13 protein-coding genes are annotated in these 13,407 nt (G+C 67.8%); 12 read left to right on the top strand and 1 reads right to left on the bottom strand.

All coding sequences use genetic code 11. The features are described from left to right. Window positions 1-149 precede the first annotated feature (149 nt). Genes ACFWIX_RS07895 through ybaK form a run of 3 tightly spaced genes read left to right on the top strand, consistent with a single transcriptional unit; the run spans window position 150 to window position 2,096 of the window. On the top strand, window positions 150-1,067 hold the full coding sequence (locus tag ACFWIX_RS07895) for a sulfurtransferase (protein WP_377215577.1): 918 nt from the start codon (window positions 150-152) through the stop codon (window positions 1,065-1,067). Window positions 1,068-1,111: 44 nt separating this feature from the next. Continuing rightward, a complete protein-coding gene (locus tag ACFWIX_RS07890) occupies window positions 1,112-1,573 on the top strand; it encodes a SufE family protein (protein WP_377215576.1) in 462 nt (153 codons plus the stop codon). 16 nt (window positions 1,574-1,589) lie between these two features. Continuing rightward, on the top strand, window positions 1,590-2,096 hold the full coding sequence (ybaK, locus tag ACFWIX_RS07885; RefSeq protein ID WP_377215575.1) for a Cys-tRNA(Pro) deacylase: 507 nt from the start codon (window positions 1,590-1,592) through the stop codon (window positions 2,094-2,096). Here the strand turns inward: ybaK and ACFWIX_RS07880 are convergent. After that, entirely contained in the window at window positions 2,083-3,384 is a 1,302-nt protein-coding gene (locus tag ACFWIX_RS07880; protein WP_377215574.1) for an alpha/beta hydrolase family protein, read from the bottom strand. The two genes, ybaK and ACFWIX_RS07880, sit on opposite strands and share 14 nt — an antisense overlap. Window positions 3,385-3,459: 75 nt before the next feature. On the opposite strand from ACFWIX_RS07880, the gene ACFWIX_RS07875 reads away from it, so the two are divergent. The 9 genes from ACFWIX_RS07875 (at window position 3,460) to ACFWIX_RS07835 (ending at window position 13,389) form a co-directional block, all read left to right on the top strand. Continuing rightward, window positions 3,460-3,951, top strand: coding sequence for a hypothetical protein (locus ACFWIX_RS07875; RefSeq protein WP_377215573.1), 492 nt, complete (start codon window positions 3,460-3,462; stop codon window positions 3,949-3,951). Window positions 3,952-3,965: 14 nt separating this feature from the next. After that, complete coding sequence (gene msrB / locus ACFWIX_RS07870; RefSeq protein ID WP_377215572.1) at window positions 3,966-4,364, top strand: peptide-methionine (R)-S-oxide reductase MsrB; 399 nt, start codon at window positions 3,966-3,968, stop codon at window positions 4,362-4,364. Window positions 4,365-4,501: 137 nt separating this feature from the next. Further along, complete coding sequence (locus tag ACFWIX_RS07865) at window positions 4,502-5,869, top strand: DUF6421 family protein (protein WP_377215571.1); 1,368 nt, start codon at window positions 4,502-4,504, stop codon at window positions 5,867-5,869. Then, window positions 5,866-6,585 carry an SDR family NAD(P)-dependent oxidoreductase gene (locus tag ACFWIX_RS07860; protein WP_377215570.1) on the top strand — a complete coding sequence of 240 codons (720 nt, stop codon included), beginning with the start codon at window positions 5,866-5,868 and terminating at the stop codon, window positions 6,583-6,585. The genes ACFWIX_RS07865 and ACFWIX_RS07860 overlap by 4 nt, the downstream gene beginning before the upstream one ends. Before the next feature lie 51 nt (window positions 6,586-6,636). After that, window positions 6,637-7,743: a threonine aldolase family protein gene (locus tag ACFWIX_RS07855; protein WP_377215901.1), complete on the top strand. Its 1,107-nt coding sequence runs from the start codon at window positions 6,637-6,639 to the stop codon at window positions 7,741-7,743. Between the two features lie 49 nt (window positions 7,744-7,792). Next, window positions 7,793-8,464 (top strand): DUF3000 domain-containing protein, encoded by a 672-nt coding sequence (locus ACFWIX_RS07850; protein ID WP_377215569.1) that lies wholly within the window; start codon window positions 7,793-7,795, stop codon window positions 8,462-8,464. A gap of 50 nt (window positions 8,465-8,514) precedes the next feature. Further along, window positions 8,515-9,858, top strand: a complete 1,344-nt coding sequence (locus tag ACFWIX_RS07845; protein WP_377215568.1) for an HRDC domain-containing protein — start codon at window positions 8,515-8,517, stop codon at window positions 9,856-9,858. A gap of 127 nt (window positions 9,859-9,985) precedes the next feature. Continuing rightward, complete coding sequence (locus tag ACFWIX_RS07840; RefSeq protein ID WP_377215567.1) at window positions 9,986-11,239, top strand: thiolase family protein; 1,254 nt, start codon at window positions 9,986-9,988, stop codon at window positions 11,237-11,239. Further along, entirely contained in the window at window positions 11,236-13,389 is a 2,154-nt protein-coding gene (locus tag ACFWIX_RS07835; RefSeq protein ID WP_377215566.1) for a 3-hydroxyacyl-CoA dehydrogenase NAD-binding domain-containing protein, read from the top strand. The genes ACFWIX_RS07840 and ACFWIX_RS07835 overlap by 4 nt, the downstream gene beginning before the upstream one ends. Window positions 13,390-13,407 lie beyond the last annotated feature (18 nt).

Here is a 13,407-nt window from a genome sequence, read left to right as displayed (position 1 = left end):
TTCGCCAACGTCCGGGCAGCCCGGCGTGAGGAAGGCAACATTTCCTCCTGTTAACGGAATACGGACATCCTGCGGGGTGCTGGCTAGGGTGGGAACAGGTTTCCCTGCCCGCCCCGCGGCTGACCGCGCACCCAACGAAAGGCCATGACATGACCTACCCGGTTGAACAGAACGAGAAGTTCGCTGCCTACGCCCATCCGGAGCGCCTGGTGTCCACGGACTGGCTGGCTGCCGCACTGGATAGCGGAGCCGTGGAAAACGGCGAACTGGTCCTGGTGGAATCCGACGAGGATGTGCTGCTCTACGAAACCGGCCACATTCCCGGGGCCGTAAAGATCGACTGGCACACCGACCTCAATGACGAAGTGACCCGCGACTATGTGGACGGCACTGCCTTCGCCGAACTGGCGGCGTCGAAGGGCATCTCCCGGGACACCACCGTGGTTATCTACGGCGACAAGTCCAACTGGTGGGCCGCCTATGCCCTCTGGGTCTTCACCCTGTTCGGCCACGAGGACGTGCGCCTCCTGGACGGCGGCCGCGACAAGTGGATCGCCGAAGGCCGCAGCCTCGCCACGGAAAAGCCCTCCCCGGCCCGCGCCGACTACCCGGTGGTGGAGCGCAACGATGCCCCCATCCGGGCCTTCAAGGACGACGTCCTGGCGCACCTGGGCAAGCCGCTGATCGATGTCCGCTCCCCCGAGGAATACAGTGGCCAGCGCACCCACATGCCGGCCTATCCGGAGGAAGGCGCCCTCCGCGGCGGCCACATCCCCACCGCGGCCTCCATCCCCTGGGCCCGCGCCGCCGCCCCGGACGGTACTTACCGCAGCCGCGAAGAGCTTGAGGCGCTCTACCTGGGCAAGGCCGGACTGACGCCAGGAGACGACGTGGTGGCCTATTGCCGGATCGGTGAACGCTCCAGCCACACCTGGTTCGCGCTCAAGTACCTCCTGGGCTTCGACACCGTACGCAACTACGACGGCTCCTGGACCGAATGGGGCAACGCCGTCCGCGTGCCGATCGTCAAGGGCACCGAGCGCGGGGCCCTCCCCGTGACGGCCTGAGCGCCCCGGCCCGCCGCCAACCACTCCCGCGTAGAATTGGACCGATGAGTACCCAAGCCCTGCCTTCCGCCCTGGCGGCCATCGTGGACGACTTCCAGGCAGTCTCCGAACCCGAGCGCCTGCAGCTCCTGCTGGAATTTTCCCAGGGGCTCCCGGAGCTCCCCGAGCGGCTCCAGGACCACCCGGAACTGCTGGAGCAGGTGGTGGAGTGCCAGTCGCCGCTGTTCCTCACCATCGAGGCGGAGGAGAACGACGGCGGCGCCTCCCCGGCGGTCAGGCTCTACTTCAAGGCACCCGCCGAGGCGCCCACCACCCGCGGTTTCGCCGGCGTACTCCACGAAGGCCTCGACGGGCTTCCGGCGGAGGACATCCTCTCCGTTCCGGACGACATGCCCGAACTGCTGGGCCTCACCCGGGCCATCACTCCCCTGCGCATGCGCGGCATGACAGCGATGCTGGGCCGCATCAAGCGCAAGGTGGCTGCACTTCCGGCACCGCAGTCCTAGCCGGGAGCGGGCTGTGATGGCACGCAGGAACGCGGCGCGCAACGCATCAGCACAGGGAACCCCGGCCACGGCCGCACTCGCGGCCGCCGGGGTTTCCTTTGTGCTGCACCCTTACGACCACGACCCCGCGGCCGCCAGTTATGGTGCTGAAGCCGCAGCTCTCCTCGGCGTCGACCCCGCGAGGGTCTTCAAAACGCTCATGGTGGAGGTGGATGGCCGGCTCGCGGTGGGGATAGTCCCGGTCAGCGGCACCCTGGACCTCAAGGCCTTTGCAGCGGCCATGGGCACCAAGAAGGCGGCGATGGCCGACCCCGCTGCGGCCCAGCGCCGCACCGGTTACGTCCTGGGGGGCATCTCGCCGCTGGGCCAGCGGCTTCCCTCCCCCACCGTCCTGGACTCCAGCGCCCTGTCGCTGGAGTCAATGTTGGTATCCGGCGGCCGGCGAGGGCTGGACATTGAGCTTGCACCCGCCGACCTCGTCCGCCTCACCGACGCTGCCACAGCAGCGATCAGCTCCGCTTAGCCGGGATGTCCTGAAGCGATCCAACCGGTGCCATGGCACCGCCGGGGTTGGACCGTGGCGCCAGCCTGCCCCGCAGCCACGCCTTGACCAGGCTTTCCCACCGCTCCGGGTCGACATTCCATTCTTTGGTGTGCCGGGCACGGTCGAACGACTCGAACGTGACCATCTCCGGGTTGCGCTGCGCAAGCAGGGCCGACGGTCCGTACGGCACATACTCGTCATCCACGCTGTGCACGATCAGGGTGGGCGTGCGCAGCTCCACGGCACGGGACAGCCAGTCCATGGCCTTCAGGTCCACCGGGGCGGACAGCCCGGTGAGCCGCCGTCCCAGCGGATGCCCGAGCATCAGCTGCCCGTACCGCCCCACCAGCGACGGGATGCGGTTCAGCTGGGCGTGGTGGGCCAGGACGTTCACCCAGTCGATGACCGGAGCGTCAAGCACCATGGCCCTGATCAGGTGCCGGTACCGGGACTGGTCCGCCGTCTGCAGGCAGATCGCTCCGCCCATGGACCAGCCGAAAAGGATGATCTCCTCCGCCCCGTTCGCCAGCGCGTAGGCGATCGCCGCCTCGACATCGCGCCACTCCGTGGAACCCAACCCATAGCGCCCGTCGTCGGCTGACGGCGCCTGGCCGTCGTTGCGGTAGGACACCACCAGGCTGGTCAGCCCCAGCTCAAGCGCCGGCCCCACGGCGCGCAGCCCCTCCTGGCGCGTGGCGCCGCGGCCGTGCACCATGATGGCCCAGGTGCGCGCGGTCCCGCCGGCACGCACCAGCCACGCGGGGGCCTGCCCGCGTTCCACCTCGATCAGCACCTCTTCGGCGGGAAGCCCGACAGTGTCCGGATCGGGGTAGAGGGCGCCGCTCCACCAGCCCCAGCGGGCCGTGGAGAGGTCTCCGGCGTACACGGCTTCCACTTCGCGCTGGACTGTCCTGTCCGCCGGTGAGTACGACACGATGCGGCCGATGCGCGCATGCCCTTTGCCTCCGTCGAAAAAGAAGCCATACGTCCCGTCCACCGTGGTGTCATCGGTGGCGGCGAAAATGACCTGCAGGCTGCTGCCGTCCCGGATTACAGCAAGGACCTCCTGGTCCGAGGCGCGCTGGCGGGCCGGGGTAATCACGCGGCGGGCAAAATACACGGCCAGCGCGGACGAGCCTGTGGCCAGGAGACCGGCGATACTGCCACCCGCGATCGCGCCGCCGACGGCCCACTTGGTCCGAAGAGACATCCCGCCCGGTTCCGGGACGGGGGCGGGCGCTGTGCTGGATCGCTGCAGGAATGCCATGGCACTATTCTTACCGCCGCGCACGGGGAAGCCCGAATTGGTGCGGGCGGGCAGCCGCCGGACTAGGCTAAGGCCATGAGTGATCCCATCGTCATCCTGACCGAAGAACCGCTAGGGGCGGACGACCGCCTGAACATCGAACGGCTGGTGGACGGGACGGACACGCAGTTGCTGGTCCTGGTTCCCGCCAACACGGAGCGGCACCTCCTGGTGGACTTCCTCGAGAATCTTTCCATGCTGGAGATCGCCAAGGCCTTCCGCGACCTGACGTCCCACGCACCGGATCCCGGCACGGAGCGCGCCCATGCGGCCGAGGCCCTGGCGGCATCCCTCAGTGCCCTGGCTGGCCTGGGCTCGGGTGTGACCGGCGAGGTGCTGGAGGGCCGGGCCGTGGACGGGCTCGTGGCCAAGGTCCGGGAGACCGGCGCGTCCCAGGCTGTGGTGATCACCCGGCCGCATGCGGTGGCCGATACTTTCCACACGGACTGGGCCAACAAGGCCCAGGACCAGTTGGGGGTCCCGGTGCTTCACCTCTACGCCGGCTCGGGATTTATCGGCGACTCGTAGGCGTTATACAAGCCATGGAGACGAAGACAGATGCGCAGTGGCGTGAAGAACTGACCCCTGAGGAGTACCACGTCCTTCGGCAGGCCGGCACGGAACGGCCGTACACGGGCGAGTACTGGGATACCCATACCGCCGGGGTCTACCAGTGCCGCGCGTGCGGTGCAGAACTGTTCACCAGCAAGGAGAAGTTCGATTCGCACTGCGGCTGGCCGTCTTTCTGGGCACCGCTGACCGAGGGCACGGTCCGGTATATCCACGACCGCACGCTGGGCATGGACCGGATCGAAGTCCGCTGCACCAACTGCGACTCCCATTTGGGGCACGTTTTCGAGGGCGAGGGGTACGCCACCCCAACGGACCAGCGGTACTGCATCAACTCGGTATCGCTCCGTCTGGTCCCGCAGGAGGACTGATGTCCAGAGGTATTCCTCGATGCGTCGCGGACGACCCTTAGCGAAAGCGTTTCTTAGGCTGGGGCATTATTTGAGTTAGCCATGCTGACGGCTTGCTAGGCTCGCAACAGAGCACAGCAACAGAAAGGCAGCCGACGATGACCGCAACCCTGACCACCGCCGCTACCCGCATTTCCGCGGACAACAAGGACTGGCTCCGGCTCAAGTCCGCTGCGGCGGAACTGCAGCCGCTGCAGGCACAGGACGGGTCCGTTCCGGACGCCGCCACCCACGCCGACGCCGCAGCCCATGTGGATGTGATCATTGAGAGCGTCCACGCCCTGGCTCCGGCTTTCCCACATGATGCCGTCTACCTTGAGGCGGTCTGCACGGACTTCCGTACCTGGGCAGCCGGCGGTTTCGGCTCACCCGACTTCCTGTCGTCGCTGCTTGCCTTCCAGCCCCAGGAGCAGCGCGTGGACGGCCTGCAGCACCTGGTGGTCTTTCCCATGTACACCCAGAACGGCAGCAGCAACCGGTTGGTGGAAGCGGTCCTCATCGAAGTCATTTGGCCCGAATTCATCGCCGGGCTGGAAGCGGGCGATTACTCCAACAAGCTGTTCGTCCCTATCCGGTTCCTGGACTTCACGGCGGGCTACGACACCAACTCCGCCGTACTCTTCCCCGAAACAGTTGCCGTCTCCAGCACCCCCACCTTCACCTGGGGCGCCATCTTCGCCGACCGCGAGGCCGCCCGGTTCCGCCGGGTGCTCAAGGCCGCCGCGGCCACCACACAGCTGGAGCTTCCTGAGGACGCCGCAGAAATGCTGGCGGACCAGGACCTGACCGAGTCCGTCTTCGTCATGTGGGACCTCATCCATGACCGCACCCACATGCGCGGGGACCTGCCCTTCGATCCGTTCATGATCAAGCAGCGGATGCCCTACTTCCTGTATTCACTGGAAGAGCTGCGGTGCGACCTCACCGCCTTCCGCGAGTCGGTCCGGATCGAAAAGGACGAGGACGCTGATCCCGAAGCCCGGCGCCACGCCCGGCTGGTCCAGTACGCGATCATCTTCGACCGTATTTTCCGGTTTGCCATCACCGGCAGCCGGGTGCGCAACTACGACGGCCTGGGTGGGCAGCTGCTCTTCGCGTGGCTGCACCAGCACCACGTCCTGCACTGGACGGACACCCGGCTGGCCATCGACTGGGACCAGGTGGCCGACTCCGTCATCGCCCTGGGTGCCGAAATCGACGACCTCTACTGGCGCTCGATCGACCGGCCCAAGACCGCGCACTGGCTTGCCGCGTACCAGCTCATCGCTGCTACCGTCACGCCCAACCCGGCGTCACTCTGGGCCAAGGGTCCGGATGCGCTGCCGCTGGCCGGTCCCCCGCGCGGGCTGACGGACCAGGTCCTGGACGACGAGTTCCCGCTGTCCATGTTCTACGAGGCACTGGAGAAGAAAATGCGCCCCGTCATCGAATCCACTGCCGGCATCACGGGCAGGTCCGCCCTGTGACCGCTGACGCGGGCTTGAACATCCTGGTGACCGGCGGCAGCGGCGCCTCGGGCATCGCTGCCGCGCGGGCCCTCCGCGCCGCGGGTCACCGGGTGTTCGCGGTGGGATCGGACCGGGACCGGATTGACGCTGCTGCGTCTAAAGCGGGCGACGGCGTCACTCCCCTCGTGTGCGACCTCGCCGCTGCCGACGCCGTCAGGGAGCTTCACAGCGCCCTGGCGGCGGACGGCGTGCGGATGGGCGGGGTGGTCCATCTGGTGGGCGGCTGGCGGGGCGGGCACGGGATACCCGACCAGACCGACGAGGACTGGGATTTCCTGGAGCGCGGATCGGTGACCACCCTGCGGAACGTGTCCCGGACCTTCTTTGACGATCTCGCCGCTTCCCCCCGCGGCCGGTTCGCCATGGTCTCTTCCACCACGGTGGAAAAACCCACGGCCGCCCTGGCAAACTACGCCGCCGCCAAGGCCGCGGCCGAGGCCTGGACCATGGCCATGGCTGACGGATTCCGCCGCGCCGCCGAAGCCGGCAAAGGTGACGCGGCCGCCGTCATCCTCGTGGTCAAGGCCCTGGTGGACGATGAAATCCGCCGTAAGCACCCGGAACGGTCCTTCCCCGGGGCGACAGACGTCGCCGACCTGGCAGCCGCCGTCGTACGCCTGTTTGCCCAGCCCGCGGCGGCACTGAACGGGACGCGCATACGCCTGGCCCCGTGACTGCCGCAGATGACCGGCCGCAATACCTAGACTGAAAGTGTGAGCAAAGCCATGACAACCACTGCCGAAGCCGGAACCGCCGCGCGCCTCCACGACCCCTCGGTACGCGGGTTCGCCTCCGACAACTACTCGGGCGTGCATCCCGAAATCCTCGCGGCGCTGGCCGCCGCCAACGAGGGCCACCAGGTGGCCTACGGCGAGGACCAGTACACCGCCCGGCTCCAGGAGGTCATGGAGCAGCATTTCGGCCCGGGCATCGAATGCTTTCCTGTCTTCAACGGAACCGGGGCCAATGTCCTGTCGCTGCAGTCGCTGCTCCCCCGGTGGGGCGCGGTGGTGTGCGCCGCCACCGCGCACATCAACATGGATGAGAACGGCGCACCGGAGCGGATCGGCGGCATTAAGCTGCTGCAGGTTCCCACCCCCGACGGAAAGCTCACCCCCGAGCTGATCGACCGGGAAGCCTGGGGCTGGGGCGACGAACACCGCGCCCAGCCGCTGGCCGTATCCATCACGCAAACCACGGAGCTGGGCACCTGCTACACGCCGGAGGAAGTCAGGGCCATTTCCGACCACGTGCACGCCAAGGGCATGAAGCTGCACATGGACGGCGCCCGTCTTGCCAACGCGGCGGCCCACCTGGACATGCCGCTGCGGGCCTTCACCCGCGACGCCGGGGTGGACATCCTCTCCTTTGGCGGGACCAAGAACGGGCTGCTCTACGGCGAAGTGGTGGTGGCATTGAACCCCGACGCCGCACACGGCCTGGTCTACCTTCGCAAGATGAATATGCAGCTGGCCTCGAAGATGCGCTTCATGTCCGCCCAATTCATCGCGCTCCTCGAAGGCGACCTCTGGCTCCGCTCCGCGACGCACGCCAATGCCATGGCTACGAGACTGCGCGCCGCCGTCGAAGGCGTTCCGGGCGTCCGGCCCACGCAGAAGACCGAATCGAACGGCGTCTTCGCGGTCCTGCCCGCCGGTGTTGCCGACCGGCTGCGGGAATCGTTCCGGTTCTACGACTGGGACGAGGCAACCGGCGAAGTACGCTGGATGTGCTCCTTCGATACCACCGAGGAGGACATCGACGCCTTCGCCGCAGCGATCCGGCGGGAACTCCGGGGACACAATGCTGCCGAGGGCGGCGCCGCCGGCTGAGCCGACGGCGAGCCTTCCCCGCTTGCCAGGCGGATGTGCGTAATCTGCGATGGTGAACGCACTTGACCAGGTTCCCCCGGCGTTTCGGCACGCCTTGGGAACCCTCAGGAAAGCCAAGAGCCGCCGCGAACTCCGGCTTGCTGAAATTCCTGCGCCTGCGCGGCTGGCCCCCTTCGCAGTTGCGCTCGGCGCAGAAGTCCTGGCCCCGGGCGCGGGAACCCCCGCCGCGGCCGTCCACGGCCCGGCCCGCATGGCACTGGCGGCCTCGCCTGCCACAGGCGACGACTCGGAAACCGAACTGGCAACGGGCCGTTTCATCCTCCTGCACGATCCCGCGGGTCCGGACGTCTGGGACGGCGAATTCCGGATTGTCACCTATATCCGGGCCGAACTCGAGCCGGACATGGGCAACGACGAGATGCTCGGATCGGTGGCATGGACCTGGCTCATAGAAGCCCTGGAGAATCACCGCGCCGCCTACCGGGCCGCCGGCGGAACCGCCACCCGCGTGCTGTCCGAAAGCTTCGGGACGCTGGCCGGGCGCCCCGGAACCATCGACATCGAACTGCGCGCGTCGTGGACCCCGGCATCGTCCGACGTCACAGCGCACCTGGAAGCCTGGTGCGACATGGTGTGTACCTTCGCTGGCCTCCCGCCCCTGCCCGACGGTGTAACGGCACTGCCCCAGCGCCGCCGGAACCCGGGCACGCACCCCGGATGACGGGCGGGAACGGAGCCCGGACGCCGCCGCCGGGTAAACTGAAGGACACCATGACCCCTGACACTCCGGAAAACACCACGGCTGGCGCCCCGGCTGCTGATACCGCACCCCACATCACCGTAGAAGGCTTCGACAGCCCCATCCCCGCCGTCATCGACCTGGACGCACCCCGCGACGGCGTCCCGCTGGTAATCGAAACGCAGTCCGGCCTGGAGCGCTGTGCCGCCGCCATCGCGGCCGGCACCGGCCCTGCCGGGGTGGACGCCGAACGCGCCTCCGGATTCCGCTACGGCCAGAGAGCTTTCCTGGTCCAGATCCGCAGGGAAGGATCCGGTACCTGGCTGATCGATCCCGAGCCCTTTGAGAATCTGGACATCATCAATGATGCGCTCAGCGGCGTCGAATGGATCCTCCACGCTGCCAGCCAGGACCTGCCATGCCTCCTGGAACTGGGCATGTGGCCCGACCGCCTGTTCGATACGGAACTTGCTGCACGCCTGGCCGGCCTGCCCCGCGTCGGCCTGGCCGCAGTGATCGAACAACTCCTGGGCTTCGGCCTGGCCAAGGAACACTCCGCCGCAGACTGGTCAACGAGGCCCCTGCCCGAACCGTGGCTGCGCTATGCCGCCCTCGACGTCGAAGTGCTCACGGAGCTCCGCGAAGAACTCATCGACCTCCTCCAGGCGGACGGAAAGCTGGACTACGCCGAACAGGAATTTGCAGCCATCCTGGCCGCCGGCGTGGCGCCGCCCCGCGTGGACCCCTGGCGGAAAACGTCCGGACTGCACCAGATCCGGGACCGCCGTCAACTGGCCGCGGTGCGTGAACTCTGGCTCGAACGCGACTCCCTCGCCCAAAAGCGCGATGTGGCCCCGGGGCGGCTCATTCCGGACTCCGCACTGGTCGCGGCAGCTAAGGCGATGCCCACTACGGTGCCGCAGCTGCTCGGAACCAAGGGATTCCACGGCCGGGCAGCCCAACGTGAAGCGCCGCGGTGGCTGCGCTGCATTGCCGCAGCCAGGGACCTCGAAGACCTGCCTCCGCTGCACCTGCCCACCAATGCACCCCCGCCGCCCCGGGTCTGGGCCGAGCGGGATCCGGAAGCCGCGGCCCGCCTGGCCACCGCCCGCCCCCTGCTGCAGGAGAAGGCGGACCAGCTAAAGCTGCCATTGGAGAACCTCCTCACCCCGGACCACCTCCGCCGCGTGGCCTGGCGGCCGCCGACCGAACTGGACGAGGCCTCCATTGCGGCGGAACTGCGCAGCCTGGGCGCTCGGGAGTGGCAGGTGGAGCTCACCGCGCCGCTCATGACCAGAGCCTTCCTTGATCCCCAGCCCCTGCCGCCCAAGGAACCAAAAGAGGCGAAGACGCCGACAGCTGCCACCGGGGAGTAAACCCCGCAGCAACATTGGGACCGCCCTTGCAGGCTAAGTTACTCGCGAGTAACATCGTGGTTACTGCCGCCCTGCCTGCCCTACCGCGGCATGCGACGGGCGCCTACGTCTCAATGAGGAGTTACACGTGAGCCACCACGGAAGCGGCGCACCACTGCGCACCATCCGCGACGTCGTCTTTGTCGACGGCCTCCGCACCCCCTTCGGCCGGGCCGGTGAAAAAGGAATCTACGCCGGCACCCGCGCGGACGACCTAATCGTCAAGTGCCTGCGCGAACTGCTCCGCCGCAACCCCTCGCTGCCGCCCGAAAAGGTTGACGAGGTTGCGATCGCCGCCACCACCCAGACCGGCGACCAGGGCCTGACGCTCGGCCGCACCGCGGCACTGCTGGCGGGGCTACCCCGCACGGTGCCCGGATTCGCCGTCGACCGGATGTGTGCGGGCGCCCTGACAGCAGTGACGTCGACCGCCGGAGGCATTGGTTTCGGTGCCTACGACGTGGTCATTGCCGGCGGAGTTGAGCACATGGGCAACCACCCGATGGGCTCCGGCGCGGATCCCAACCCCCGGTTCATGTCCGAACGCCTGGTGGATCCGGCCGCCCTGAACATGGGCAACACCGCCGAAAACCTGCATGACCGGTTCCCGTCCATCACCAAGGAACGGGCTGACGCCTACGCCGTGGCGTCGCAGCGCAAGCTGGCCGCCGCCTATGGCGCCGGGCAGATCCAGCCGGACCTGGTGCCCGTCGCGGCCCGTAAGCCTGGCCAGGGCTGGACCGTCCACAGCGTGGACGAGCCTCCGAGGCCGGACACCACCATGGAGGACCTGGCGTCGCTCCGGACCCCGTTCCGTGCCCACGGCCGGGTTACCGCAGGCAACGCGGCCGGCCTCAACGATGGCGCAACGGCAGCACTGCTGGCCTCCGCGGAAACTGCCGAAGCCTTCGGCCTGCCGGTGCGGATGCGTTTGGTCAGCTACGCCTACGCCGGCGTCGCACCGGAAGTCATGGGCATCGGTCCCGTCCCCGCTACGGAAAAGGCGCTTCGGAACGCCGGACTGTCCATTGGGGACATTGGACTGTTCGAAATCAATGAGGCCTTCGCTGTCCAGGTGCTCAGCTTCCTGGAGCACTTCGGCATTGCCGACGACGACCCCCGGGTCAACCGGTACGGCGGCGCCATTGCCGTGGGCCACCCGCTGGCGTCCTCCGGCGTCCGGCTGATGATCCAGCTGGCGCGCCAGTTCGAGGAAGACCCCTCGGTCCGCTACGGCATCACCACGATGTGTGTTGGACTGGGCATGGGCGCCACCGTCATTTGGGAAAACCCGCACCACCCCGCCTACAGCGGAACCGTCACCGAAGGAGCCACGGCATGAGCGCAGCAGATTTCACCACTTTCGCCCACCTCTTTCCCGCCGAGACCGTCACCCACTCCTACGTCCAGGACATCCAGCTTTCCCCCGCTGCCGGCGGCACCTTCGCCCTGGTCACCCTGGACAACGGCCTGGACCACACCAAGCCGACCACCCTGGGACCGAACACCCTGGTGGAGCTGGGCTCAATCCTGGAGGGCCTGCGCGACCGGGCAGCCCGCGGCGAGATCGTTGGCGTCGGCATCACCGGCAAGCCGTACTACCTGGTGGCGGGCGCCGACCTCTCCGCCGTGAAGTCACTGGAGGAGCGTGAACATGGCCGCCTGATGGCTCAGCTGGGCCACGATGTCTACTCGACACTGGCCAACCTGGGCGTTCCCAGCTTTGCTTTCATCAATGGTGCGGCACTGGGCGGCGGCCTGGAGGTCGCGCTGCAGTCCACCTACCGGACAGTGTCCACCGGTGCCGGCGCCCTGGCCCTGCCCGAGGCCTTCATCGGGCTGGTTCCTGGCTGGGGCGGCGTGTATATCCTGCCGCGCCTGATCGGTCCGGAAAATGCGGTGCGGGTGATGATCGAAAACCCGCTCAGCAACAACCGCACGCTCACGGGCCCCCAGGCCTTCGAGCTGGGCATCGCGGACGCCCTTTTCGAGCCGGCGGACTTCCTGGAACAGTCCCTGGCGTGGGCCGCGAAAGTCATTTCCGGCGAGGTGGTTCCCGAACGGCCCCACGCCGTGGACCCGTCATCCCCGGAGACGGCCGCCCGCTGGTCCGACGCCGTTGCGGCCGGTCGCGCCTTCGTTGAGGCAAAGATCTCCAACGCCGCGCCGGCGCCGGCCAAGGTCCTGGATGTTATGGAAGCCAACCGCACCATGACCCAGGCCGAGTCAGCCGCGCTGGAATGCGAAACGCTCGCGGACCTGATGCAGACGGACGAGTTCAGGTCCACGGTCTACGCGTTCCTCGACCTGGTCCAGAAGCGCGCCAAACGGCCTGCCGGGGCCCCCGACCGGAAACTCGCCCGCCCGGTCACCAAGATCGGAGTCGTGGGCGCCGGGCTGATGGCAGGCCAGCTGGCCCTCCTGTTTGCCCGGCAGCTTAAGGTTCCCGTGGTCCTCACGGACATAGACCAGGAACGGGTGGACAAGGGAGTGGCCTACGTCCACGCCGAGGTGGACAAGCTCCTGGCCAGGAAGCGCCTCAGCCAGGACGCGGCCAACCGCACCCGGGCACTGGTGACAGGATCGATATCCAAGCAGGCCTTCGCGGACGCAGACTTCGTCATCGAGGCCGTCTTTGAGGAGCTGGCCGTCAAAAAGCAGGTCTTCGCGGAGCTGGAAGCCATCGTGGCCGAGGACTGCATCCTGGCCACCAACACGTCCTCGCTGTCCGTCACCGCGATGGCCGCCGACCTGCAGCATCCGGAACGGCTGGTGGGCTTCCACTTCTTCAACCCTGTGGCAGTGATGCCGCTCCTGGAAATCGTCCGCGCCCCCCGCACGGACGACACCGTCCTGGCCACGGCCTTCGAGCTGGCCAAGGCCCTGAAGAAGACCGGCGTACTGGTCAAGGACGCGCCGGCCTTCGTGGTCAACCGCATCCTGCTGCGGCTGATGGGTGAGGTCACGGCGGCCTTTGACGAGGGAACTCCGGCCCGGGTGGCGGACAACGCGCTGCGCCCCATGGGGCTGCCGATGACCCCTTTCACGCTGCTCGCCATGGTTGGCCTGCCCGTAGCGCAGCACGTGCAGGAATCCCTGCACGAAGCGTTCGGCGACCGTTTCCCGGTGAGCACCAACCTGCAGAAGCTCATCGACAACGGCGTGCGGACCCTGTGGGCGGATAACGGGGACGGAACGCGGTCCATCCCGGATTCCACCATGTCGCTGCTGTCCCAGGGCAGCTCGCCGTCGACGGCGGACCAGGTGCTGCGGCGGACCCAGGATGCCCTGGCGGAGGAAATCGGACTGATGCTCTCCGAAGGCGTGGTGGCCGGCCCCGAGGACATCGACCTTTGCATGATCCTGGGCGCCGGCTGGCCCATGTTCCTGGGCGGCATCACCCCGTACCTCGACCGGATGGGTGCCTCCGAACGCGTCAACGGCAGGCGTTTCCTCCCGCCGGGCACCGCATCCCGGCCGCGTCCGGCGTAACTGGACTGGTAGTCGGGG

The organism is Pseudarthrobacter sp. NPDC058362, from assembly GCF_042723515.1.
Lineage (GTDB): Bacteria > Actinomycetota > Actinomycetes > Actinomycetales > Micrococcaceae > Arthrobacter.
Note: the sequence above shows the minus strand (reverse complement) of the source record. Positions and strands in the feature narration are given on the sequence as shown.